23 protein-coding genes are annotated in these 24,972 nt (G+C 63.9%); 11 read left to right on the forward strand and 12 right to left on the reverse strand.

Annotated elements, in window-relative coordinates:
* Positions 1 to 636 precede the first annotated feature (636 nt).
* The 4 genes from FA94_RS33105 to FA94_RS33120 are packed head-to-tail and all read right to left on the reverse strand — an operon-like array spanning position 637 to position 3,044.
* The gene (locus tag FA94_RS33105; protein WP_035559652.1) at positions 637 to 1,110 is read right to left on the reverse strand and encodes a DoxX family protein; all 474 of its coding nucleotides are present in this window, start codon (positions 1,108 to 1,110) and stop codon (positions 637 to 639) included.
* A 26-nt stretch (positions 1,111 to 1,136) separates the two neighbouring features.
* Positions 1,137 to 1,904 (reverse strand): HvfC/BufC N-terminal domain-containing protein, encoded by a 768-nt coding sequence (locus tag FA94_RS33110; RefSeq protein ID WP_035559655.1) that lies wholly within the window; start codon positions 1,902 to 1,904, stop codon positions 1,137 to 1,139.
* The gene (gene bufB, locus FA94_RS33115; RefSeq protein WP_035559657.1) at positions 1,901 to 2,743 is read right to left on the reverse strand and encodes an MNIO family bufferin maturase; all 843 of its coding nucleotides are present in this window, start codon (positions 2,741 to 2,743) and stop codon (positions 1,901 to 1,903) included. The genes FA94_RS33110 and bufB overlap by 4 nt, the downstream gene beginning before the upstream one ends.
* 22 nt (positions 2,744 to 2,765) lie before the next feature.
* A complete protein-coding gene (locus tag FA94_RS33120; protein WP_035559660.1) occupies positions 2,766 to 3,044 on the reverse strand; it encodes a BufA1 family periplasmic bufferin-type metallophore in 279 nt (92 codons plus the stop codon).
* A 242-nt stretch (positions 3,045 to 3,286) separates the two neighbouring features.
* Between FA94_RS33120 and FA94_RS33125 the strand changes: the two genes are divergently transcribed.
* The 3 genes from FA94_RS33125 to FA94_RS33135 are packed head-to-tail and all read left to right on the forward strand — an operon-like array spanning position 3,287 to position 5,439.
* A complete protein-coding gene (locus tag FA94_RS33125) occupies positions 3,287 to 3,859 on the forward strand; it encodes a sigma-70 family RNA polymerase sigma factor (protein ID WP_035559663.1) in 573 nt (190 codons plus the stop codon).
* Positions 3,856 to 4,500: a DUF1109 domain-containing protein gene (locus FA94_RS33130; protein ID WP_035559666.1), complete on the forward strand. Its 645-nt coding sequence runs from the start codon at positions 3,856 to 3,858 to the stop codon at positions 4,498 to 4,500. Before FA94_RS33125 ends, FA94_RS33130 begins: the two co-directional genes overlap by 4 nt.
* A gap of 27 nt (positions 4,501 to 4,527) precedes the next feature.
* Entirely contained in the window at positions 4,528 to 5,439 is a 912-nt protein-coding gene (locus FA94_RS33135) for a patatin-like phospholipase family protein (protein WP_051981029.1), read from the forward strand.
* 50 nt (positions 5,440 to 5,489) lie between these two features.
* Here the strand turns inward: FA94_RS33135 and FA94_RS33140 are convergent, their stop codons facing one another.
* From FA94_RS33140 to FA94_RS33160, 5 genes are all read right to left on the reverse strand, one after another.
* A complete protein-coding gene (locus tag FA94_RS33140; protein ID WP_051981429.1) occupies positions 5,490 to 6,455 on the reverse strand; it encodes a porin in 966 nt (321 codons plus the stop codon).
* 222 nt (positions 6,456 to 6,677) lie between these two features.
* Positions 6,678 to 8,312, reverse strand: coding sequence for a methyl-accepting chemotaxis protein (locus FA94_RS33145; RefSeq protein ID WP_035559668.1), 1,635 nt, complete (start codon positions 8,310 to 8,312; stop codon positions 6,678 to 6,680).
* Positions 8,313 to 8,482: 170 nt separating this feature from the next.
* Entirely contained in the window at positions 8,483 to 10,000 is a 1,518-nt protein-coding gene (locus FA94_RS33150) for a GGDEF domain-containing protein (protein ID WP_156126761.1), read from the reverse strand.
* 180 nt (positions 10,001 to 10,180) lie between these two features.
* Entirely contained in the window at positions 10,181 to 11,809 is a 1,629-nt protein-coding gene (locus FA94_RS33155) for an amidase (RefSeq protein ID WP_035559674.1), read from the reverse strand.
* A 203-nt stretch (positions 11,810 to 12,012) separates the two neighbouring features.
* On the reverse strand, positions 12,013 to 12,918 hold the full coding sequence (locus FA94_RS33160) for a LysR family transcriptional regulator (RefSeq protein WP_035559677.1): 906 nt from the start codon (positions 12,916 to 12,918) through the stop codon (positions 12,013 to 12,015).
* 116 nt (positions 12,919 to 13,034) lie between these two features.
* Between FA94_RS33160 and FA94_RS33165 the strand changes: the two genes are divergently transcribed.
* Positions 13,035 to 13,913, forward strand: coding sequence for an NmrA family NAD(P)-binding protein (locus FA94_RS33165; protein WP_035559680.1), 879 nt, complete (start codon positions 13,035 to 13,037; stop codon positions 13,911 to 13,913).
* A 128-nt stretch (positions 13,914 to 14,041) separates the two neighbouring features.
* The gene (locus FA94_RS33170; protein ID WP_035559683.1) at positions 14,042 to 14,593 is read left to right on the forward strand and encodes a GNAT family N-acetyltransferase; all 552 of its coding nucleotides are present in this window, start codon (positions 14,042 to 14,044) and stop codon (positions 14,591 to 14,593) included.
* Between the two features lie 57 nt (positions 14,594 to 14,650).
* Here the strand turns inward: FA94_RS33170 and FA94_RS38940 are convergent, their stop codons facing one another.
* Positions 14,651 to 15,382: a hypothetical protein gene (locus FA94_RS38940; RefSeq protein ID WP_156126762.1), complete on the reverse strand. Its 732-nt coding sequence runs from the start codon at positions 15,380 to 15,382 to the stop codon at positions 14,651 to 14,653.
* Positions 15,383 to 16,344: 962 nt separating this feature from the next.
* Between FA94_RS38940 and FA94_RS33180 the strand changes: the two genes are divergently transcribed.
* The 3 genes from FA94_RS33180 to FA94_RS33190 all read left to right on the forward strand — a co-directional run bounded on the left by FA94_RS33180 (position 16,345) and on the right by FA94_RS33190 (position 19,094).
* A complete protein-coding gene (locus tag FA94_RS33180; protein WP_035559686.1) occupies positions 16,345 to 17,853 on the forward strand; it encodes an MFS transporter in 1,509 nt (502 codons plus the stop codon).
* Positions 17,854 to 17,991: 138 nt separating this feature from the next.
* Entirely contained in the window at positions 17,992 to 18,447 is a 456-nt protein-coding gene (locus tag FA94_RS33185) for a YjjA family protein (protein ID WP_035559689.1), read from the forward strand.
* 185 nt (positions 18,448 to 18,632) lie between these two features.
* Positions 18,633 to 19,094, forward strand: a complete 462-nt coding sequence (locus FA94_RS33190; RefSeq protein WP_035559691.1) for a DUF3761 domain-containing protein — start codon at positions 18,633 to 18,635, stop codon at positions 19,092 to 19,094.
* A gap of 137 nt (positions 19,095 to 19,231) precedes the next feature.
* Here FA94_RS33190 and gudD read toward each other — a convergent pair whose 3' ends face one another.
* On the reverse strand, positions 19,232 to 20,581 hold the full coding sequence (gene gudD, locus FA94_RS33195; RefSeq protein WP_035559693.1) for a glucarate dehydratase: 1,350 nt from the start codon (positions 20,579 to 20,581) through the stop codon (positions 19,232 to 19,234).
* 143 nt (positions 20,582 to 20,724) lie between these two features.
* Complete coding sequence (locus tag FA94_RS33200; RefSeq protein ID WP_035559695.1) at positions 20,725 to 22,056, reverse strand: MFS transporter; 1,332 nt, start codon at positions 22,054 to 22,056, stop codon at positions 20,725 to 20,727.
* Between the two features lie 403 nt (positions 22,057 to 22,459).
* On the opposite strand from FA94_RS33200, the gene FA94_RS33205 reads away from it, so the two are divergent.
* The 3 genes from FA94_RS33205 (at position 22,460) to FA94_RS33215 (ending at position 24,941) form a co-directional block, all read left to right on the forward strand.
* A complete protein-coding gene (locus FA94_RS33205; RefSeq protein ID WP_035563848.1) occupies positions 22,460 to 23,188 on the forward strand; it encodes a FadR/GntR family transcriptional regulator in 729 nt (242 codons plus the stop codon).
* 414 nt (positions 23,189 to 23,602) lie between these two features.
* Positions 23,603 to 24,457: a DUF3034 family protein gene (locus tag FA94_RS33210; RefSeq protein ID WP_051981432.1), complete on the forward strand. Its 855-nt coding sequence runs from the start codon at positions 23,603 to 23,605 to the stop codon at positions 24,455 to 24,457.
* A 40-nt stretch (positions 24,458 to 24,497) separates the two neighbouring features.
* Positions 24,498 to 24,941, forward strand: a complete 444-nt coding sequence (locus tag FA94_RS33215; protein WP_035559697.1) for a group I truncated hemoglobin — start codon at positions 24,498 to 24,500, stop codon at positions 24,939 to 24,941.
* Positions 24,942 to 24,972: the final 31 nt, after the last annotated feature.

Below are 24,972 nucleotides of genomic sequence, written 5' to 3' on the forward strand. Positions count from 1 at the left end.
ATTTTTATCAGAATTTCCCGACACTCAATTGCGGGTGCACTGACCGACAAAATTTATAAGCGGCTTTATGCTTGAATGACTACGTTTTGGTTTACTATCTCGCCTACCAAAGGCGGTCCAGTCAGACAGCCTGCTTGCTACGAATCTTCGGAAACCCCCGCCAGCATTCGAGCTAAAGCAACAAATACTGTATTGCGCTGCGTCAATCGTAAGATTGACCGACAAACGTCTCTCAGGTTCTGGCATGCAATCCTCGGACGCCAGAGTCTTTAGGCCGACACGCTGTGTCGGCCTTTTTTATTCCCGCCGCACTTTCTTTGCCAATGCCAATAGCCATCGCGCTTCCCGCGCATTTAAGAGATGATCGCGCGATAGGCAAACCAAATCACCGGCATAGCGTCGCTGAAATTAACAATTTGGTGAAAATAAACCGCTATTCGCGCAAAGGGCGGGCATTGCCACGGCCGATAGGCCGGTAAACCGCGCTGCCGCAATGGAAAAAGCGGGAATGGATTGTTCGTTACCGCTATTCCGCGTCTTTGTCACGAATAACGGACGGATGTCAATTAAGGCAAAACACCAAGGTTGGTGCTGACTCACCGGGAACAGCAGAGCCGCGCACGCGCGGCGCTGCCCTTAACGGATGCCGAACTTATGGTCCAGCGAGAACACGCCCGCACCGCGTCCGATGATCACCAGCAGCAAGCCGGCCCACGACAGATGCGTCGGCCATGCGTCCGGATAAACGAATACCTCGATCACCGTCGTCATGCCGAGCAGCGCGAACGCGGAAAAACGCGAGAACAGACCCAGCACCAGCAGCAACGGAAAAAGATGCTCCGAATAGGCGGCAATGTGCGCGGCGATTTCCGGCGGGACGAGCGGCAGCTTGTATTCGGTGCGGAACAGTTCGTACGTGCTCGGCGTCAACGTGAGAATGCCGCTCACCTTCGTGCGTCCCGACATGAAGAAGATCGCGGCAATCGCGAAGCGCGCCACCAGCGACAACAGCGAGTCGTTGATCAAACCTTGCAGCTTCGCGGCTAGCGCGTTCCAGCGTCCGCGCAACGTGGTGTGCGCGCGGGGCGCCGTGTTCTGGATCGCTTCCATGTGAATCTCCGTGTCGGTCAAAGTGTTCAGTGAGGGGCAATGTCGATCGCAGCGAATGCGCCCGCCGCGATCAGGTCGCCGAGAAGTTGCATGAAATCGAGTGAGGGTTGCGCGTCGAGCGCGTTTTGCGCGGCGGCGTCGAGGGTCTGCGAAGCCGCGCACGCGTCGAGAAATACACAGCCGCCCGCGCTGAGCGGCCGCCACTGCACCGCGCCTTCGGGCCGTGTCAGCAATGCGCCTTCGCCCGACCAATCCAGTTCCGACGGCAGCTCGATCGCTTCGCGATTGCAACGCCAGATCGTGTAGGTTGGCTGGTTGGCGAACCATTGCCAACGCACGGCGGCGCGCAACGGCAGCGTCAGCCGCCCGAGTGCTTCCGGCGCAAGGCAGGCCAGTGAGACAACGTCGATGCCGGGTTCATCCGCGGCCGCGTGCGTTTCGGTCCACAGGCGATCGAGCCGCGCGACGTTCGCCAGATAAGGCAGTTCGCGAGCCGGTTCGAAGTCGTCCAGAAACGCGGGGAAATCGTGGCCGTAGTACAGCAGCCGCGCGTCCGAAGGCGCTTGCCGGCGCACATAAATCGCCGCGGCCGCGCGAAACCAGTCGCTGCCGACCAGTCGCTCCACGCTCGGAAAGTTCGCTTGCAATGCGTCGATGCAAGCCTTCACGACGTTGTTGCGATACACCGCGAAGCCCGGTTGCGCGAGCAGCGAAGCGAGCAAGGGCGACGCCGCATCGGCGTCGTATAGCGCGCCCGCGAATGCATCCTGGAAGTGACTGAGCGAGCGGTTCATACCATCGCCTCCGTACTCGCCAATAAACGTTGAGCGATCGCGCGTTCCGTCAGCAGATCGTCGAACGGCGGAATGTGATCGTCACGTTCTATCAGCGTGGGTCTCGCGCCGATCCGTTCGATCAGGTGGCCGTACAACGACCAGACGTCGTCGGCGATCGGTGCATCGTGCGAGTCGATCAGCAGCGTGGTGGCGCCGTGAGTGTCGCGGCTATGTCCGGCGAGATGAACTTCCATCACCGAGTCCGCCGGCACCGCGTCGAGATACGACGCCGCGTCGAAGCCGAGGTTGTGCGCGCTGATATAAACGTTGTTCACGTCGAGCAGCAGACCGCACCCTGTCGTGCGGCACAGGTCGCCGAGAAACGTCAGCTCGTCCATTTGATGACCGTCGAGCTGAAGATAATGCGTGGGGTTTTCAATCGCGATGCGCCGCGCGAGCGCATCCTGAGTGCGGGCAATGTTGTCCGCGATACGCACGAGCGCTTCGCGGGTGCGTGGAAACGGCAGCAGATCGGGGTGATACGCGCCGCGCCACGTGGACCAGGCGAGATGCTCCGAGACCAGCGTGGGCTCGACGCGATCCGCCAACGCCCTCAGTCTTTGCAGATGGGCCGCGTCGGGCGCACTATCCGCCGCCAGCGACAACGACACACCATGCAACGACAGCGGATGACGGCTGCGAATCGCGTCCAGCCATGCGAGGCGAGGGCCGCCGTCGACCATGTAGTTCTCGGGATGAACCTCGAACCACAGACCTTCCGCATTGCAGTCGTGGGCCTGCGCGTAGTGGTCGGGCTTGAGGCCCAAACCGGCGCCCAGGTGGGTTAGCGTCTTCATGATCGGCGAGCGGCGCGGCGAATTACGATTCCATCGGCGAGAGCGAACCCGTGCCGTGCGGCGTCTTGATCGTCGTGCAGGTGCCGACCGGCACGTTCTTCCACGAATTGCCCTGGAAGTCCATCTTCGAGGTGCCCGCGCACGTCGTGCCGGCGCCGGCCTTGCAATCGTTGTGGCCGGCCATGGCCACGCCGTAGCATTTCTCCATCGCGCCGCCGGCGGCCGGTTGGGTTTGAGCGAAAGCACCGCTAGCGAGCGAAGCGAGGGCGAGAGCGGCGGCGGCGAGTTTAAGGTTGTTCATGATGGATTCCTCAAGAGACTTCGTTTCAGGGTAGGTAGCAGCGCGGGCGGTTCAGGCAGTGCCGGATTTGCTTGCGTTTGCTGGAAGGTAATTCGACGACTTTCGACAACCGGTTACAGCAACGCGAAAAAATTTTCACGCAGGCCGCGCCGACTGCGTTTCGCGGCGGTTTGGGTCCACGCGCGCGGCAGCGTAAAATCTGCGCAAAATAAATTTCACTCTTTGTGTAACCAGAGCGACCGATGGATCGAACTAACGATGACGCGACGTTGCAAATCAAGGAGAAGCACCTGCAGGCGCTGCTTCTCAAAGGCATGGATGGCGACGAAGCGGCGTATCGGCGGTTCCTGTCGGAGTTGAGCACGCACTTGCGCGGTTTTCTGAGGAGGCGTTTGCACAGCCAGCCGGGCGATATCGAAGATCTCGTGCAGGAAGTACTGCTGGCGGTCCACAACGGGCGGCACACCTACCGGCCCGAGGAACCGCTGACCGCATGGGTTCACGCGATCGCACGCTACAAGCTGACGGATTACTTTCGGGCGCGCTCGCGTTACGACGCGCTGAACGATCCGCTCGACGACGCCTTCGAGTTGCTGGCCGCGCCCGATCTGGAGCCGGCGCAGGCCAAGCGCGATCTCGGCAAGCTCCTTGAACAGTTGCCGGACCGCCAGCGGCTGCCGATCGTGCACGTCAAACTGGAAGGGCTCTCCGTGTCGGAGACCGCGCAGATGACGGGCCTGTCGGAATCGGCGGTGAAAATCGGCGTACACCGTGGGCTCAAGGCGCTGGCTGCAAAGATTCGAGGAACGCGATGAAAACGGACGACTTGATTTCCCTGCTTGCAACGGGCGCCGCGCCGGTCGACCGGCACCTGCTCGCCAAGCGCTTCAGCCTCGCCGTGCTGGTCGGCGCGGTCGGCGCGACGCTGCTCGTCGCGGTGCTGCTCGGCGTGCGCCGCGACCTGGCGGAAGTGGCGGCCACGCCGATCTTCTGGGCGAAGATCGCGTTGCCGCTGTGCCTGATGCTCGGCGCGCTGCAACTATCCACCCGGCTCGCCCGACCCGGCGCGGCTCTGGGCGCGAGCGGCCGTCTGCTGGTTGCCCTGCCGGTGGCCGTGGTGTGGCTGGCTGGACTCTATGTGCTGATGTCCGCACCGACCGACTTGCGGCTCGCGTTGGTGCTCGGCAAAACGTGGCGCGTCTGCCCGTTCAATATCACGATGCTGTCGGTGCCGGGCTTCATCGCCATTTTCTGGGCGCTCAAAGGACTCGCGCCGACCCGCCTCGCGCTGGCCGGCGCGGCGGGGGGGCTGCTGGCCGGCTCGACCGCCACGCTCGCCTATTGTCTGCATTGTCCCGAGATGGGGATTCCGTTCTGGGGCGTGTGGTACCTGCTCGGCATGCTGGTGCCGACTATCATCGGTGCATTGCTGGGGCCGCGCCTGTTGCGTTGGTAAGGCGCCCGGCGTGTCGTGGAGACCGTCATGTCATCGATTCAACCCACGCAGTCCGATCCGTCCACCGGCGCGGCGCGCGCGCCGCTGACCGCGTTCGTGTTCGCGGGCGGCGGTAGTCTCGGCGCGATCGAAGTCGGCATGCTGCGGGAATTGCTCAATCGCGGCGAGCGTCCCGGTTGCGTCGTCGGCGCTTCCGCGGGCGCGATCAATGCCGCCTATTTCGCCGGCACGCCGAATGCCGAGGGCGTCGCGGAACTGGAAGCGCTCTGGTGCCGCATCCGCCGCCAGGACATCATGCCGTTTTCGATGCTCGGGCTGCTCGACCTTCTGTTGCGGCGCCGTCCGCATCTGGTGGAAGCCAAAGCCCTGCGCGCGCTGCTGGAAAAAAACCTGCGCTACGCGCGCATCGAGCAGGCGGCCTTGCCGCTGCATATCGTCGCGACCGAGGTGCTGTCGGGCAACGAAGTCGTGATCTCGTCCGGACCGGTGGTGGACGCAGTCCTCGCCAGCGCGGCGATTCCCGGCGTGTTTCCGCCGGTGCGGATCGACGGGGTGGATCTGGTGGATGGCGGCGTCGCCAACAACACGCCCATTTCGGTCGCGGTCGGTCTCGGCGCCACGCGCATCGTGGTACTGCCGGCCGGCTTTGCGTGCGCGCTGCGCGCGCCGCCTTCCAGTCCGATCGGCCAGGCCATGCACGCGCTCACGCTGGTCATTGCTCGCCAGCTCGTTCGCGATCTGGAGTTTTACTCGACGCGCGCCGACATCTTCGTCGTACCGCCGCTCTGCCCGCTCGAAATCTCTCCGTACGATTACACGCAATGCGATCGGCTGATTGATCGGGCCGCCGGAAAAACGCGCGAGTGGCTCGATGGCGGCGGCCTGGAGCATGTGTTCATTCCCGGTGAATTGCGACAGCACGCGCATGCGGCACATTGAGCGCGCGGTACCGTGAGCCAGGCTATGGAATACCGGCGATCTCGCGCCGATCAGAACCGCTGCACCAGACCCAGCTGCACGCCTTTGACCGGCGCACCGGGATACGCAACCGGCAAGCCGGTCACGTTGACGCCACGCAGCGTGAAGCTGGCATCGTCGTGATTCGCGAGATACGCCGCGGTGAAATAAAACAGCAGCGTGCGCGAAAAGTTGTATTCGAACGACGCGCTGAACTGATCGGCGCTCGCGCCTTCTCCCGTGAAATCCCGCACATGCGCATAGCCCAGCGAAGCGCGCACGTCAGCGGAAAAGCGGTATTGCGCCGACAGCGAACCACCCGCACCGTGATACAGCGGCGAGCCGCCATCGCCGTTGAAAAACGACAGCCACACGCGGACCTTGTCGATCGCGTAACTCGCGCCGCCGAGATTGGCGCGTAGCGCAGCGGCGCCGTGCGTCTGCTGACGCGCGAACAGCAGCTTGAAGTTGTCGATCTGATAACGGGCCGTCACGTAGTAACCGTCGACGCCGTTACCGTCGCTCTCCGACGCATCGCGCAGGGCCATCATGACCGTTGCGTCAAAACCACCGACCTGCGGCGACAGATAGGTGATCGCGTTATTCGTGTAGGGCGTGATCTTCGAGAGGTTGTTGAGCCCGGACGCGATGGTGCCCGCGCCGAACGCGTCGAGATCGCCTTTGAACGGAATATAGATCGGCGAATACTGGCGGCCGAAACGCACTTCGCCCCAACGCCCCCGCGAGCCGATCCATGCCTGGCGGTTGAATATCACACCCGGCGTTTGCAGCGTGCCGTCGGCGCTGCTGAAGCCGTTTTCCAGCGCGAACACCACATAGGTATCGGCACCAATCGGCTCGGCGCCACGCAGCCCGATTCGCGAGCCGCGATAAGCGCCCGAGTCGAGACGCGACGTCCATCCTGAGCCCGGGTTGGTGATTTCAACGCTGGTGTCGAGCACGCCGTATAGCGTGACGGTGCCGTCGTCCGCCGCCATGGCGTGATGCAGGCCAAGCACCAGGCCAACGGCGCCGACGCTTGCGCGCACAACCACGTGACGAAGCCACGCGATCCGCCGCGTCACTGGAGCGGGCTAGCCAGGCGCTGCTTTGACTGAAGATGTCGAAATGCGATGCACATGAGATCCTCCAAAGGCTGACCGATTATATTCGGCTCATCCGTTGAAAGACGCAGACATGTCCAGCGTTTTAATGCCGATTCATAGCGCGGTAGCGAGGCCGCGTGGATCCCGACGTGCGGTTCGCGCATTCGTCGGCGCTGCGGACGCACCAGTCGAACCGTCCCGCAAGTGAAACGTGGAGATCGACACCTGCAGCAGTTTCGCCTGCTCGGTGAGCGTCTGCGCGACGGCCGCCGCCTGTTCGACCAGCGCCGCATTCTGCTGCGTCACGCTATCCATCTGCGTGACGGCGTCGCCGACCTGATCGATGCCCGCGCTCTGCTCGGCGGCCGCGGCGGCGATATCGCGCATGACGCCCGACACTTTCGCAATCGCGTCGCGCGCGTCGTGAATCGTCGCGCCGGTTTTACCGACCAACTCGGCGCCGTTCTCGACCTTTTCCGCCGCGCGGCTGATCAGCGTACGAATCTCTTTCGCCGCCGACGCGCTGCGCTGCGCCAGGGTCCGCACTTCGCCGGCCACCACTGCGAAACCGCGCCCTTCGTCGCCGGCCCGAGCGGCCTCGACCGCCGCGTTGAGCGCGAGGATATTGGTCTGAAATGCAATGCCTTCAATCACCGCGATGATCTCCACCATGCGCTGCGACTCCGCCGACATTTCCTGCATGGTCGACACTGCCTCGGCCGCCATCTCGCCGCCGCGATTGACGATCTGCTCCGCGCTCGCCGTGAGCCGGCTGGCGGTCTGTGCGTTCTCCGCCGTCTGCCGGACCATCGCGGTCATCTGTTCCATGCTCGCGGCGGTTTCCTGCAGCGACGCCGCCTGACTCTCCGTGCGGGCCGACAAATCCGCGTTGCCGCCCGCGATCTCGCGCGCGCCGATCGCCACTTTGTCGGCCGCGCCCTTGATCTGTTCAATCGTCTGCGCGAGCGCGTCGCGCATGCGTTGCATGGTGAGCAGCAGACTCGATTCGTCGCCGTGACGGATCTGGATCGGCACGACGAGATTGCCGTTGCTGATCGCGCCGGCCACCTCAGCCACATAAACCGGATCGCCGCCGATGGCGCGCTGAATGCTGCGATTGGTGAGACTCACCAGCGCGGACAGCAGCAGCGCGACGGCCGCGAACACGCCGCCGACGAAATACAAGGACTCCCTGAACGCGGCGTCGATATCGTCCACGTAAGCGCCGGTTGCGATGATCCAGTCCCACGGCGCGTAACGCACCACGTAGCCGATCTTGCCGACCGCGGCGGAGGGCGGGTCTTGCGGATGCGGGAACACGTAATCCACGAAGCCGCCTTGCGGCGCCTGCGCGACCGCGGCGAACGCCACGTAGTGATGGCGGCCGTCGGCGTCGGCGGTCGCGGCGAGTTCTTTGCCGTTCAGCGCGGGCTTCATCGCATGCATGATCATGCGCGGCGTCGAATCGATCACGAGGAAATAGCCGTCTTCGCCGTAGCGAATGCCGCGCAGACGTTCGAGCGCCTGCTTGCGCGCGTCGGCCTCGCTGAGCGCGCCGCTTTGCGCCAGCGCCGCATATTCGTTGACGATACTAAGGCCCACGTGCGCCACGTTCACCAGATCGTGTTTGCGTTCCTCGATGCGTGTCTGACGCGATAGCCACGCCGCCGAAACGGATACGGCAAGTAGTGCGATCAGGCTGACGACGAGCGGCAGCCAGAGTTTCTGCGTGAAACTGAATCGATGCATGCCCACGCCTCAGATCGGTGTCGACGGATTGAACGAAGTCTTTTCGAGTTATCGTTATTTTTATGGCCCGGCTGAATGCGGCCATTCAATCCGTTTATCGGCAACTGTGACGGCGATATGTCTAGAGACAAACCCTTTGTCGAGCTGCATCGACGTCGCGGTCATGCGAATTAGATCGAACCACTCCCCTGATAATCGCGCGGCACGAAGGCCTCGATGCGATTGCGCCCGCCGCCTTTCGCGCGATAGAGCGCCTGGTCCGCGGCTTCGACGATCTGATGCGTGGAGCCCACGCCCGCCGATTCCGACACGGCCACCGCCACGCCGATGCTGACGGTGACGTGATCGCCCAGCGGCGTCTCGTTGCGGATGCGCAGCGCCTGAACCGCGCTCAGCATTTTCGCGGCCACGCGACGCGCGCCGTCTTCGTCGGTGGCCGGCAGGATCGCGGCGAACTCCTCGCCGCCATAGCGCGCCAGCAGATCGCCGCCGCGCGGCAGCGCCACCTGCAACGCGGCCGCCACCGCAACAAGGCATTTGTCGCCGGCCGGATGACCGTAGCGGTCGTTCAGCTTCTTGAAGTAGTCGATATCGATCAGCAACACGCCGAGCGGATGCTGCGTGCGCGCCGCGCGGCTCCATTCGAGCGCCAGCGTTTGATCGAAGCAACGGCGGTTGGCGACGTTGGTCAACGCATCCGTCAGCGCGATTTTTTCGAGGCGGTCGCGCGCATCGCTCAACTCCTGCTGGGTTCGAACCAGCCGGCTCTGCAAGGTCGTGGTGCGGATCGTGTACACCACCAGTGCGGTAAATATGCCTACCGTACCGACGTAAAAGTGTTCGCGCATCAGGACGATGCTCAACGCAAGCAGCGCCAGCGTGTAGGCGATCGGACTGACGTTTTCGATGATCACCGCGAGCGGCCTCTTCCAGTCGGCCGTGTCCGCATCGGCTGTGTTTGACGGACGCGTCATGCATGCCATGCTCAACAGCAGGAAGGGAATGTCGACGATCACGTCCATCAACGCATGGCCGTCGGAAACCGCAGCCCAGTGGTTGTACGCCGCGGCGACAAGCGCGTAGACCCACAAATAGCCGCACAAGATTTCGTAGAACCGGCGACCGGCATTGCGCGGTTGAACCAGCAGGCGCAAGGTTGCCGCAACGGCCAGCAGGCCGTTCTCGACGTCGTAGGTCAGCACCAGCACCGAGGCCGAGATCGGCGCGAGTGCATGGCCTGAAAACGGCACGACGGAGAAGATCGTGATGTACGCGAGGTAAGCGGTCACGACCGCCTGAATGCCGTCCATCCACACGAAAAACGGAATTCGCTGGCGGTTCGACACCGACGCGATCGCAAGGAGGATCGGCACGGCGTAGAGAAAATAGCTGAAGTCGGAGAACCACGCGATGCTCTCGGGAATCTGCTGGAAGATATCTTCCCAGGCGCTGAGCGCAATGCCGAGAATCCACAGAAACAGGCCGACGCCGAGCAGGACCCACGGCATGCGCAACGCGCGGACCTCCGCGCGGGCGCGCCAGCCGCAGGCCGCTAACGCGAACAAGGGCGCGACGATCAGAAAAGGATAGCTAACCAGGGTGGAGCGCGACGGGAACATCAGCAGGCACAGTGCGTGTGCGCCGAGGAAGCACAAGGCAAACGGTACGAGACGTATCGACGTTGGCAAGCGGCGCAAAACGTGACCCCCTAAACCCGAGGACGCCCAATGAAAACCATCGTGACCGAATGGCGATTCAACTGCTCTAGTGTCTGTCGGCCATGTGATTCATCTTAACTGATGCGATGCGGGCCGAACACCGGGAAGTGATCGAGGAATTGCCCGGCATCGCGTTGGCGCGAGCGCCGTTCAAGCGGCCGTTCGAGACTGGATCGGCAACGGCATAGCCGTGTGTGCCGGATAGCTCGGCGGCCTGCGCCACTGGGTGGCCTGTTCGTACGCATAGCCGAGCGCCAGCAAACGCGCCTCGCTCCACGCGGGTCCGACGAACGACAAGCCGACCGGCAGCCCACGCACCTGGCCGGCCGGCACCGTGAGGTGCGGATAACCGGCCACGGCGGCCGGCGTCGAAAATCCGCCGCCACCGTCGCTGTCGCCGTTGACGAAGTCGGTCAGCCACGCGGTGCCGCCTGTCGGCGCGACGATCGCATCCAGCCCGTGCTGACGCAATACCCGATCGAGTCCTTCGTCGCGCGATTGCTTACGGCAAGCTGCCAGCGCGGTTCGATACGCGTCGCTGTCCAGGTCTCCGAGCGCCTGCGCCTGGTCGAACAGTTCCTGGCCGAAGTAAGGCATCTCGTCTCGGCGATGCGCGTTGTCGAAAGCGATCAGATCGGCCAGCGTATGAATCGGCGCGTGCGGCGCGAACGTGTCGAGCCACAGCGGCAGATCGTGTTTGAATTCATGCAGCAGAACGGCCAGTTCTTCCTTGCCGTAGTCGACCTTCGGCAGATCGATCGGGTCGACGATTTCCGCGCCGAGCTCCTTCAACTGCGCGATGGCCAGGTCGATCTGCTGGTCGACTTCGTCGTGTCCCGTGAAAAACTCCCGCGCCACGCCGAGGCGCGCGCCTTTCAGCGCGTCTTTGCGCAAGGCCCGCAGATAATCGTCCGCCGCCGGAGCCGGCAGCGTTCGCGGATCGCGCGGATCGGGGCCACCCGCTAGTGCCGAAAGCAGCAGCGCCGCGTCGCGAACCGTGGCCGTGATCGGACCGGGCGTGTCCTGACTGTGCGAGATCGGGATGATGCCGTCACGACTCACGCGACCCACGGTCGGCTTCAGTCCGACCACGCCGCACATCGACGCGGGCGACACGATCGAGCCGTCGGTCTCGGTGCCGATCGCCATGGTCGTCATACCCGCCGCGACTGCTGCGGCCGACCCGGAACTCGAACCGCTGGTCGTGCGATCCAATCCGTAGGGATTGCGCGTCAGGCCGCCGCGTCCGCTCCAGCCGCTGGTTGAACGGGTCGAGCGAATGTTCGCCCATTCGCTCAAATTTGTTTTACCGACAATCACCAGGCCCGCCTCGCGCAAGCGGCGCACGAGCTCGGCGTCGCGCGTCGCGCGAATGCCGTCGAGCGCGAGCGAACCCGCGGTGGTCGCCATGCGGTCGCCGGTCGCGATGTTGTCCTTGATGACGATCGGCATGCCGTGCAGCGGTCCGCGCGACTTGCCCGCACGGCGTTCGCGATCCAGCGCGGCGGCAATCCGCAATGCGTCGGGATTCAGTTCGATGATGCTGCGCAGACGTGGACCACGGCGGTCGAGCGCGTCGATGCGGCTGAGCGCGAGGCGCGTGGCCTGAGTGGCCTGAGTGGCCTGAGTGGCCTGAGTGGCGTTAGTCTCGCTGGCGGTGTTGGCGACGTCGCCCGATACCGGTGCGAGCGGAGCCGGGTCCGCCGCGTGCGCGCCGTTGGTCGAAAGTAGCCCGGAGGCGAGAAAACCGAATGACTTGATGAATCCGCGTCGTTGCATGGAGAGATTGGAGTCGGCGTTTGTTTTACGTTTTAGGGCGAATCACACTTGGGTAAAGAGTCAAGCGGCTCGAAGCGGCGGCCAGAAGCTGCGGCTCGAAACTCGCGAGCGTATCTTGCCAAAATTCATTGCAACGCAGGCCCCCTAAGACTCGTATGTTTGTGCCTGATAAATCGCAAGTTCGATGTTGAATGCACGTCGCGTCACTCGGGTTTTCGCTCCCGGCCCGGCAAGTCCTGCAGCAGGTTCATGAACGCCCGCACCTTGGCGCTCAGCAGACGCCGCGAATGATAGAGCGCCCAGATCTCGACCGGCGGGCCGTCATCGATTCCCCAGCAGACGAGCCGCCCTGACAGCACGTCGGGCTCCACCAGCAGGCGCGGCAGAAGCGCCACGCCCACGCCGTTCAGCACCGCGTCGCGCACCATCAATAGCGACGACAGCCGCAGCACCGGCGTGGGCGCAAACGTCCGTACCTCGCCGCCCTCGCCCCGCACCCGCCAGAGCGCGATGCGCGCCGCCGCGGCCGACATGACGGCGGGCACCGGCAAGGGCTCGGCATCGGCTTCCGCATCGCTCGTGGATACCGACGGAATCGACACCGTAGGGGCCGCGACCATCCACCGTTGATCGCCAAGAATACGGCGTCCCACCAGTTGTTCGTCGCTCGGCGGATTGATGCGGATCACGAGGTCGTAACCATCCTCCACCGGATCGACGATGCGGTCTTCCGCCACCACCTCGAGTTCGACCTGCGGATAGGCCAGCGCGAAACGCGTTGCGATCGGGCCCAGCGCCACATGCGCGAACACCATCGGCGCGCTGATGCGCAAACGCCCGCGCGGCACCGGCGCGCGCGACGCGACGTTTTCGCCCGCCTCCTGAATCTCCGTCATCAGCCCGCGCGTGCGCTCATGCAGCACGAGCCCTTCCTCGGTGAGCCGCAACGTGCGCGAGCCGCGCTCGATCAGGCGCACGCCGAGTTGTTCCTCCAGTTCCGCCACGCGCCGCGACAGCGTGGCCTTGGGGCGGTCGAGCGCCCGGCTGGCCGGCCCGAATCCGCCATGCAGCGCCACCGCGTTGAAATCGGCCAGCGAGGTCAAATCCATGATCGTTCCAGATATGAGACGAGGTGTCTGTATTTTTGCACTTTCGGCTATCAGATGGAACGACTATTGTTCATCTCACGGGCTGATCGCAGCCCATCCAACCCAAGGAGCACATCATGGCAATCCTCGTTACCGGCAGCACGGGCGTTATCGGCAAGCAGGTTCTCGCGCATCTGAACGGCGGCGGCGTCGAAGTCCGCGCGCTGACCCGTTCGCCGGAAAAAGCGCAATTCCCCGCGGGCGTCAGCGCGGTTCAAGGCGACCTGTCCGACGTGGACGGCTTGCGGCGCGCGATGCAAGGCGTCAGCACGCTGTTCCTGCTGGCGCCGAATGCGCCGGACGAATTGACGCAAGCGCTGCAGGCGCTCAGCGTGGCGCGCGAAGCCGGCGTGAAAGGCGTGGTGTATCTGTCGGTGTTCAAGGGCGCGGAGTATGTGGACGTGCCGCACTTCACCGGCAAGCACACGGTCGAGCGGATGATCGAACACCTCGATATCCCGGCGACGGTGCTGCGCCCCGCGTACTTCATCCAGAACGACGTGCGTCAGAAGGAGCCGTTGCTCACGCACGGCGTGTACGGCATGCCGATCGGCGCGAAAGGTATTTCGATGGTCGACGTGCGCGATATCGGCGAAGCGGCCGCGCTGGAATTGTTGCGCCGGGAGCGGGCGGCGAACCGTCTGCCGCGCGAGACGTATGAACTCGTCGGCCCGGATGTGATCGACGCGGAGACCGTGACGTCGATCTGGGCCGACGCGTTAGGACGTAGCGTGCGTTACGGCGGCGACGATCTCAATGTGCTCGAACAACGTCTGAAGGCAGCGGCGCCGGCCTGGTTCGCTTACGACATGCGACTGATGATGAGCCGCTATCAGCAGGACGGCGCGGCCGCGTCGAAGGCGGAGGTCGAACGGCTCGCGGCTTTGCTGGGGCGTCAGCCGAGGTCGTATCGGGATTTCGCGGTCGAGACGGCGGCGGCGTGGGCGAGGGGTTAAGCATCAATCGGAGAAGCGGCGCCTTGCGATAACGCGAGTGAGATGAATCGACGGCGAGCACTAAAAAAACGCGTCTCGCCTCGGCTACTATCTGTGCTCGCCGCAAAGGCTCCTCCTCTTTATTCCCTATGCCCTTTACCGAGCGCATTACGCTAACCACACCGCGTCTCATTCTGCGGGCACCTCGTCTCGATGACGCCGACGCATTGTTCGCCATCTGGTCGGACGAGCAGGCCATGCGCTATTTCTCGTTTCCCGCGATGACCCGCATCGAAGAGGCTACGGAACGCATGGCGCGGTTGGTGAAGGCGTCCGCCGAAGGCAAGGATTTCATTCGCATGGTTGAGCTGCAAGCGACCGGAGAAGTACTCGGCACTTGCGATCTTTTCCACGTCGAAGCGCAATGCCGTCGCGCGGAGATCGGTTTCAGTCTCAAGCGTCGGCATTGGGGAAGCGGCTTCATGAGCGAGGCTGCATCGGCGGTGATCGAGCATGCGTTCGGCGCGTTGAATTTGCGGCGGATCGAAGCGGATATCGATCCTCGCAATACCGCCTCGGCGAGTTTGCTCGAACGCCTCGGCTTTGTCCGCGAAGGCCTGTTGCGCGAACGCTGGATTGTGGGCGATGAAGTGTCGGACAGCGCGCTTTATGGATTGCTCGAGGGCGATCGCCGGAGTTGAAGCGGGTGATAGCTCTCCCGCGCGAGATAAACCCGCGCGACAGAATCCGCAGCTGAGCTACTTCCCGCCTCGGTTGGCGCTTCCGCCACGACCCGGCGAACCCGAGCCGGTTGCGCCACCTCCGCGGCCGCCGCCGGACGTGCCGCCGCCGCGGCCACCCGAACCACCGCCGGAACTGCCGCCGCCGCGCCCACCAAAACCACCGCCCGAACTCCCACCGCCGCGGCCAACAAAACCGCCGCCCGAACTGCCACCGCCACGGCCAACAAAACCGCCGCCCGAACTGCCACCGCCACGGCCAACAAAACCGCCGCCCGAACTGCCACCGCCACGGCCACCCGAACCACCTCCGGCACTGCCACCACTGCCACCACCGCGGCCACCCGAATCGCTCTTCCTTTCCTTGCTTTCAGCCGGCTTCGAGGTTGTGGCCGGTGTGGGCGGGAGCAAAGGGCCGACGGAGCTCGAACTGCTCGGTGCGGCCGCTCCCAACAGCGACTCGTGGCCACTGAGCGCGGCATTTTCCAGGCGAAAACCGGCATTGCGTTGCGATCGAGGTGAAACCGGTTCAACCTGACGGACTTCGAGCGTTCCGGCCGCTCCGGCCTTCAAATGGCGGTTCTCGCGCACGAACAACTCCGCGTCGCTCGAGTATCCAACGCCGGCCCCCTCTGGAGCATGCTCTGGCGGCAACGACAACAGCCCGCGGTTGTGCGCTAACTTGCGTTTTTGATCAAAGGCGCCGGTCCAAGGGTTGAAGTCATAACTGACCACTTTGTTGTTGACCACATCGGTTGCGTGCAGACCGCCACCTGGTCCCGGTTCCTGGGTAATGTGAGGATACCGGGCCACGGTGCCGTCGTCGTTTTGCCTGTGAAATACGGTCGGTCGACCCGGTGTCTCGCCTCGACTCACAAACGTAGATCCGCCCGCGGACAGCACCGGAAGCGATGGACCCGGCGCACTCGCCGTCGCTTCCCCGGTCGTCGGCTTCGGGGCACTCGACGAGGTGGTCGCTGAAGGAGCGGCAATACTTTCGGTCGGTGCGGGTCTGGGGCTGTGCGGCACGACGGATGACAACGCAGCGGGGCTAGCCGGCGTTGCCGAAGTCGGCAAGGGGGCGGCGTTGATGGCACGCCGAGCTGAAGTGGGCGATGTGCTGGCAACAGGCGGAGCCGTACCGGCGCCCGCCTGCGCCGAGGTAATCGGCGGCGTAGGAACAGGAGGTAGCCATGCGGAACCCGACGGCTTGGGCGCATCACCGCCCTTTTTGCCGCCGCCACCGCCACCGCTACTGCCGCCACCGCCGTCGCCCTTGCGGCTCCCGCCCCCGCCCGTACCAAACATAAATCACTCCCCGTTTTAGTGACCCGCCTGATCTTTCAGGTTGCGCGATATTGTCCATTCGAGGACCGTGCAGGTATGTGCTCAAGCGTGATGTTTGCCGCCTGCCGGCCCTTTTCATCTGAAGAATAATACGCGTTATCAGAAGCCTGGTCAGAGCATCTGCCGCCGGCCCCGAGGCGACAGGAACGCTAAATTTTTAACCCCGCTGTCCGCGCGAATAGTTTCATGTAAGGGATAACCCGTATAATCACCCATCCAGAGGTCAGACATCTAGAGGACGTACATCCTCGAACCTCTGCCATGACGGGCGTCCCGCCACGCCGCGTCGACCTGACAAGCTCCTTTCTCCCCGATCCGTGAATCCGACCGCCGCTGCCCTGCCCTTCCGAAACGCCCTGTTCGCGATGCTCGGCATCGGCCTCGTCAACATGCTGGTTGCGCTCGACCAGACCGTCGTCAGCACCGCGTTGCCGTCCATCGTCGCCGAGCTGCACGGCTTCGAGTACTACGCGTGGATCGCGAGCGCATATTTGCTGGCGTCGGTGGTGACGGTGCCGGTGTTTGGGCGGCTCGGCGACTACTTCGGCCGCAAGCGCTTCGTGATCGCGGCGGTCATCACGTTCACGGTGGCGTCCGTGCTGTGCGGCGTCGCGAACGACATGCTGTTCCTCGTGATCGCGCGCGGTCTGCAAGGTATCGGCGGCGGGATGATGGTCGGCACGGCGTTCGCGTCGATCCCGGATCTGTTCCCCGATCCGCGGGCGCGGGTTCGCTGGCAAGTGGTGATGGCCGCCGCGTACGGGATCGGCACCGCGGCGGGGCCGTCGCTGGGCGGCTGGATGAGCGAACACTGGGGCTGGCGTTCCACCTTCCTGATCAACCTGCCGGTGGGCGCGGCGGCGCTCTACTTCATCTGGGCGCATCTGCCGAACCTTCAGCGTCCGCACGAAGGCGAAGTGAAGATCGACTGGCTCGGCGCGGCGCTGGTCGCCGCGGTGCTCGGCGGTCTGCAGGCCTTGATCGAAGCCGTGCCGAAACACGGCCTCACGGCCGGCAATCTGGTGCTAGCCGTCTGCGTGATCGCCGGCGCGATTGCCTTGCTGGTGTGCGAAAAACGCGCCACACATCCCATCATTCCGCTCGACCTGTTCAAGGACGCACAACTCGTCACGCTGTTCACGCTCGGCATGCTGTCGGGCTTCGTGATGTTCTCGCTGATCTTCTTCGCGCCGCTGCTGCTGCAAGGCGGCTTCGGGTTGTCGCCGCAACAGGCTGGCCTGCTCGCCACGCCGATCGCCGCGTGTATCGCCCTCGGCAGTGTGCTGAACACGCGGATCGTGATTCACATGAAGAAGCCCACACGGATTCTGTCGATCGGCTTTGCGCTGCTGCTGTTCGCGTCGATCGGGCTGGCCTTCGCCAATCCGGATACGCCCTACCTATGGATCGAACTGCCGATGGCGGCGGTCGGTATCGGCCTCGGCTTCATCCTCAATAATCTGAATGTGTTCGGCCAGGAGATTGCCGGACGTGAGCGCTTCGGCATTACGACCGCGCTGCTGCAATCCACCCGAATGGTGGGCGGCATGCTCGGCACGAGTATCGTCGCGACTGTCGTGCAGCATCACTACCGCGACGTCGTTACGCGCACGCTCAGCGTGCTCGGCGAGCCGGCCGCGTCGCAATGGCAGTCGCGTTTCGTCGATCTGCGCATTCTGATCGACGACGCTTCGCGCCTGAAACTGATCGCGGATATGAAGCCGTCAGGGCTCAATACGCTCGCGCTGATCGACACCGCGCGCGATGCTCTGGTGCAGTCGATTCATATCGGCGTCTGGCTCACGGCCGTCGCGGCGCTGGCGGCCGCGTTGCTGGTGCAACGCATTTCGCATGTGGTGTTCCGCAAGAGCTGATCTGCATCGCGGCGCGAGGCGCGGCACGATTGCTGCTGACGCTGGCAGCACGTGTCGGGTGTCGCCAAGGTTTAACAATAGGGCTCTCGAAACGCACCTATAGTAGAAGCTCTTTCAAATCTTCAGAGGGAGCCCACGATGAAAGCACGCACGTATCGGGCCGCAACCGCAGGGATTCTGTTCGCCGCGTTGCTGCCACTTTCGGCGGCCAACGCGCAACTCGGCAATCTACTTCAGCAGGGCAACTCGGGCGGATCGTCCGGCGGTGCACTCGGCAGCCTCGGCGGCCTGGGCGGCGCGCTATCGGGACAATCCGTGACCTCAGGCAGCACCGGCAACGTCGCCGGCGTGCTGCAGTTCTGTATTAAGAACAACTATCTCAGCGGCGACGGCGCTTCGTCGGTGAAGGACTCGCTGATGAGCAAACTGCCGGGCGGCTCGTCCACCTCGGACAGCGGCTATACCCAGGGCGCCAAAGGCATCCTCAGTAGCGGCAGCGGCCAGCAGGTGGATCTGAGCGGAGGCGGCCTGAAGGAACAGGTCACCAAACAGGTGTGCGACAAGATTCTCGCCCAGGGGAAATCCCTGCTTTGAGCCGGTCGCGAACCGTGTCGCGGGCTCGCGTTGCCCGCCTGGCTTGCCTGCGCGGGTAACGGGCTGGTCACACGGCCCAATTGTCAAATACCCTCATGAGGCCGAACGGCGGTCAACGTAATCGGTACGGCTAACGTTTCTGGAGAACGCACGTAACCTTCGTGCTTATCCTGGGGAGCTACGAAATGAATAAGCCGTTCCTGATTCTCGCGCTGAGCGCCGCCTTCGCATCCTCCGCCGCGTTCGCGCAAGCCAGCGCGCCGATGGCGGCGTCCGCCATGTCATCGGGCGCTGTGAGCGCCGTCTGTAAAGACGGAACCTCTTACTCGGGCGCCACGATGAAGGGCGCCTGCCGGGGTCACGGCGGCGTCGACAAGAAAGCGGCTTCCAAGATGAGCGCCCCGGCAGCGGCAGCGGCACCCGCCGCCTCGTCACCCGCGGCAGCACCGAAGCCGATGGCCGCGATGTCGTCCAGCGCGCCGGCAGCGGGCGGCGGCCCCGGCAAGGTATGGGTCAATACGAGCACCAAGGTGTACCACTGCTCCGGCGACAAGTACTACGGTAAGACGAAGCAAGGCTCGTACATGTCCGAAGCCGATGCCAAGACGAAGGGCTATCACGCGGATCACGGCAAGGCTTGCCAGTAATCGCGGCAGACTAAGCAACGCGAAACGCGAGCACCACGGAAAACGCCGCCGGTTTTTGACCGGCGGCGTTTTTCATTGCGGCGACATCGAGCGCGGCGACCAGGGCCGCACCGACTGCGGCGGCCCGGCTTTCCCGATCAGCGCACGAGGCACGGGCGCTTGTTGTCGAACTTCCAGTTCGGAATCAGATACTGCATCGCGACGCCGTCGTCGCGCGCGCCGAGACCATGCTGCTGATACAGCGCGTGCGCTTTCTCGAGTTCGTCCATATCCAGCTCGACGCCCAGACCCGGCGTCTGCGGCACCTTGACCTTACCGCCGACGATCCGCAGCGGATCGCGCGTCAGACGCTGCCCGTCCTGCCAGATCCAGTGCGTGTCGATCGCGGTGATCTTGCCGGGCGCCGCGGCCGCCACCTGCGTGAACATGGCCAGCGAAATATCGAAGTGGTTGTTCGAATGCGAGCCCCACGTGAGGCCCCATTCGTTGCACATCTGCGCAACGCGCACCGAACCCTGCATGGTCCAGAAGTGCGGATCGGCCAGCGGAATATCCACGGACTGCAACTGGATCGCGTGGCCCATTTGACGCCAGTCGGTGGCGATCATGTTGGTCGCCGTCGGCAAGCCGGTCGCACGTCGGAACTCGGCCATCACCTCGCGGCCCGAGTAGCCGTTTTCCGCGCCGCACGGATCTTCCGCGTAAGCCAGCACGTCGTGCTGATCGCGGCACAGGCGCACCGCTTCCGCCAGCGACCACGCGCCGTTCGGATCGAGCGTCACGCGCGCGTTCGGAAAGCGTTCGGCGAGCGCCGTGACCGCTTCGATTTCAGCGTCGCCGGACAGCACGCCGCCCTTCAGCTTGAAGTCGTTGAAACCGTAACGCGCCTGCGCGGCCTCGGCGAGCCGCACCACGGCCTCGGGGGTCATCGCCTGTTCGGTGCGTACGCGCTCCCAGTCGTCGTGTCCGTCGGCGCCGCTTGCATACGGCAGATCGGTTTGATTGCGGTCGCCGATATAGAACAGATAGCCGAGCATTTCCACTTCGTCGCGTTGCTGGCCTTCGCCGAGCAGCGCCGCGACCGGCACGCCGAGATGCTGGCCGAGCAGATCGAGCAACGCGGCCTCGAGCGCGGTGACCGCGTGAATGGTGGTGCGCAGATCGAAGGTTTGCAGGCCGCGTCCACCCGCGTCGCGGTCGGCGAATTGCGTGCGCGCCTTGTTCAGGATCGCTTGCAAATTGCCGATCGACTGGCCGACCACGAACGGCCGCGCGTCGTCGATGGTCTTGCGGATGCTCTCGCCGCCCGGCACTTCGCCGACGCCCATATGCCCCGCGCTATCACGCAGAATCACAATGTTGCGCGTGAAGAACGGGCCATGCGCGCCGCTCAGATTCATCAGCATGCTGTCGCGTCCGGCGACGGGCACGACGCGCAGTTCGGTGACGGTCGGCGTCGCGTTCGATTGAGTGGGTTGCGTGGACATGATGTTGAGCCTGGTAAGTGAGTGAGTTAGTGAGCCGGCGAGTGAACAGCGTAGCGCGCTGTAGCGCTCGCGTTCGACACGGCCGGCGGACGGCAAGAAGAAGTGGCATGACCCATGACGAACACCGCTAACGATCAGTGTAATCAGTGCGCGTTGCGGTGCACCGGCTCCGGCAGCGCGTCGCGATTCACGCGCCGGTCGCGGGTCAGAAAACCGGCCGCCGCCGCAATCAGCGACGCCACGCCGAGGCCATACAGGCCACCGGTAATCGAACCGGTGTGCTGCTGCAGATAGCCGAACGTGGCCGGCGCGAAGAAGCCGCCGAGGTTGCCGACCGAGTTGATCAACGCGATCACCGCGGCCGCCACGCGGGCATCCAGATAGCCTTGCGGAATCGGCCAGAACAGCGAAGCCGCCGCCTTGAAGCCGATCGCCGAAAAACAGATCGCCACGAACGACAACACCGGATTGCCCGACGTCGACGCGAACAGCCCGCACGCCGCGATCACCAGCGCCACCGCGAGCCACGCCTGCTGGAAGCGCCATTTCGACGACAGCACCGCGAAGCAGTACATCGCGACCATGGCGATCAGCCACGGAATCGCGTTGAGCATGCCGACCTGGAAATCGGTGAGGCCGCCCATCTTGCGGATGATGGTCGGCAGCCAGAAGGTCGCGGCGTAGATGGTCAATTGAATCGCGAAGTACAGGAGGCAGAACAGCAGGATCTGCGGGTCCTTCAGCAGTTTCATGGCGGGCAGATGCGCGCCGCCGTGCGCCTCGCGCTCGGCCTGCTCCTTCGCGATCGAGGTTTCGAGCACCGTGCGTTCTTCGGCCGTGAGCCACGACGCGTCACGAATGCGCGACTTCAGCAGCATCCAGCTCACGCCGCATAGCACGATCGAGAAACCGCCTTCGACGAGGAACATCCACTGCCAGCCGTGCAGACCGAAGCCGCGAATGGACAGCAGGCTGCCGGTGATCGGGCCGGACAGCACCGAGGCGAGCGCCGAGCCGGCCAGAAAAACCGCCACCGCTTTGCCGCGATCTTTCTGCGGCAGCCACTGGGTGAAGTAAAACACCACGCCGGGGAAGAAGCCCGCCTCGGCGACGCCGAGCAGAAAGCGCAGCACATAGAACGACGTGTCGTTCCAGACGAACGCCATGGCCGCCGCGACCAGTCCCCACGTGCCCATGATGCGGGTCAGCCACGCGCGCGCGCCGTACTTCTGCATCAGCACGTTCGACGGCACTTCGAACAGCGCATAACCGATGAAGAACAAACCGCTGCCCAGACCATACGCCGCCGCGCCGATGCCCAGGTCCGTCTGCATGTGCGAATTGACGAAGCCGATGTTCACGCGGTCGATGTAGTTCGCGATGAACATGATCAGGAACAGCGGCAATACGTGCCGCTTGACTTTGGAGACCGCGGATTCGAGCGGATCGGCGGCCGGGGCAAGAGCAGAGGTCAAGGTTGTCTCCAGTATCGGCCACTTGGGTGGCCTGATCGAACACAACGCGGCGCATTCGGGCAGAGAAGCAGAGGTGCGGGAAACGCGTGATACGTTGTCTGACGACAGTCTACATGGAGAGGTCGAGTGATTCCAATTCGGTGTTTACCCTTTCCCGACGAAATCGCCGTCCTGCATGGATTTCATATAGATTGACCACGACTGACCGTGCTGTGTTTTGCATCAAACCAGGACGTCTGATGACAATAATATGATGTATCTCCACCGGGTGGCAGATTAAGATCTCAGTCGCGGGATCGTCCGTGCCGCCGAGCGGCGCTATGATGGCCGGGCCGTCCCGTTGTACGACCTCTCGCGCACGCAACGTGCGCATTTTCAGCCGATTAGCCGACAAGCCACAGAAATGAGCAGCCTAACTGAGAAGGTGGTGGCCACCCTTTCCGACGAAATCCGCCGCGGCGCGTTGCGGCCGGGCGACCGCATTCCCACCGAAGTCGCGATGATGAAGCAGCTCTCCGTGAGCCGCTCCGTGGTACGTGAGGCGATCTCGCGCCTGCAAGCGGCCAGGGTGGTCGAGACACGGCACGGCATCGGCACCTTCGTGCTCGCGCCCGCTTCGGAAGAACCGCTGCAACTGCCCGCCGCCGATCTCTCCAGCATGCTGGACGTGATGGCGATCATCGAATTCCGGATCGACGTCGAAGCCGCGTCGGCCGCGCTCGCCGCCGCGCGGCGCACGGACCAGCATCTGAAGCAGATGCGCGCCGCGCTGACGCGCTTCGAGTCGGAACTCGAACGCGGCAGCACCGACACCGTCGCGCACGACATCGAGTTTCATTTGCAGATCGCGCGGGCGAGCGGCAACCGTTACTTCTTCGACGTGCTCAGCCAGTTGGGCCGCTCGGTGAGTCCGCGTACGCGACTCGGCACCGCCGAGATCGCGGAGCTGGACCATATCGAGCATCTGCGCAACGTACTGGCCGAGCACCAGATGATCCATCGCGCGATCGAACGCCAGGACGCGGACGACGCGCGCGCCGCCATGCGCATGCATCTGAGCAACAGTCGCGAACGGTTGCGTCGCGCGCATGCGGCGAGTCAGACGGACGGTCAGGTGGCAAGTCGAGGCTGACGCGCATGACGCGCGCTCGATCTACCGGCAAGGCGCCCTCGTCGATCTAAACATGGATCGAACAGGCACGATTAACCGCCATTCGTCGCTCGCTTAAAAACTCAAGAACGCGCCCACGCCGCCGTTAATAGACGGTGGGGTGGCCACACGGCAGTCCGCCAATCCCCACCTGTTTCCCCATTCAACGGCGCCCGACTACTTCCTCGACTACGACGCATCTCGTCGCTTGAGGCAGAGGTCGCGGCCAGGCACGCGCGGCGCAAGTCTCCCGATCGCGCCACGCCGCTCCGATTCACGGCACGTCTCTGGAGTTGTCAGATTGTGAAGTTGCGAATTCCTGGGCATCGGCATGTCCTGCGGACAGGGCTGCTCTGCGCCTCTCTCGCTGCCGTACCGTTGGCCGCGCAGGCCGAAGTGCAGTCTCCGGCACAGACTCAAGCCCCAGCTTCAGCGCAGTCCGAAGCGCCCGCTACGGGCGGCAAACTGCTGCTCACCGGCGGCGTATCCGAAGTCGAAGGATCAGCGGGCGGCGGGCTCACGCCCTGGGCTGTCATCGGCGGTTATGGCACCGGCGACCAGCTCGGCGGCAACGCCCACTTCACGTATCTGCGGACGCAGGACTTCGCGCTGTCCACGTACGGCGTCGCGGCGGGCTTGGCGAACCGGCTCGAGTTGTCGATCGCGCGCCAGACGTTCGATACGCGCAATGTCGGCCCTCAGTTGGGATTGCCCGCCGGGTTCAAATTCAATCAGGACATTTTCGGCGTGAAGGTGCGCGTGGCCGGCGACGCCGTGCTCGACCAGGATAGCTGGCTGCCGCAGATCGCCGCCGGCATCCAGTTCAAGCACAACGAGCAGGGCGACATCGTCAAGGCCGTGGGCGCCACCAGCAATTCCGGCACTGATTTCTATGTGTCCGCAACTAAGTTGCTGCTCGCCCAAAGTCTGCTGCTGAACGCGACGCTGCGCATGACCAAGGCGAACCAGTTCGGCCTGCTTGGCTTCGGCGGAGATCGGTCGGATCGGTATCACCCGGAGATCGAAGCGTCGGCGGCGTACCTGCTGTCGAAAAACCTGACGGCCGGCGCCGAATACCGCACCAAGCCCAACAACCGGAACTTCGCGCGCGAACAGAATGCGTATGACGCGTTCGTCGCCTGGGCGCCCACCAAACACCTGTCGCTCACCGCGGCTTACGTGGAGTTGGGCGACATCGCAACGGTCAGAAACCAGCACGGCGTCTACCTGTCCGCCCAGGTGGGTTTCTGACGCGCCCCCTCTACCACGACTCATGTCACCCAACGACGTCATGAACCTTGTCCGCCGTACCTCGACTGCCGTGCTTCTGGCCGGCGCACTCGTTGCGTTCCTCGGCAGTTCGCCCGCGCGCGCCGACGACTCGCTTTACGAGGTCTTCGGCGAGAAAGCCGGCCTCGTCAAGATCACCGACGACTTCGTCGCCGACCTGCTGGCCGATCCGCGCACGAGCCCGTACTTCGACGGCGTGTCGATCAAGCGTCTGAAGGAAAAGCTGGTCGAACAATTCTGCGTGCTGACGGGCGGGCCGTGCGAATACACCGGCCGCACCATGAAGCGCAGTCACGAAGGGTTGAATATCAATCGCGCCGCCTTCAATGCGCTGGTCGAAGACCTGCAAAAGGCGATGGACAAGAACGATGTGCCGTTCCGCTCGCAGAACAAACTGCTGGCGAAACTGGCGCCCATGTATCGCGACATTGAAGAGCGCAACTAAACGCCGTCGAACGCGCGGCGCGACGGCGTGC

The sequence above is a fragment of the Burkholderia sp. 9120 genome (assembly GCF_000745015.1).
Classification (GTDB): Bacteria; Pseudomonadota; Gammaproteobacteria; order Burkholderiales; family Burkholderiaceae; genus Paraburkholderia.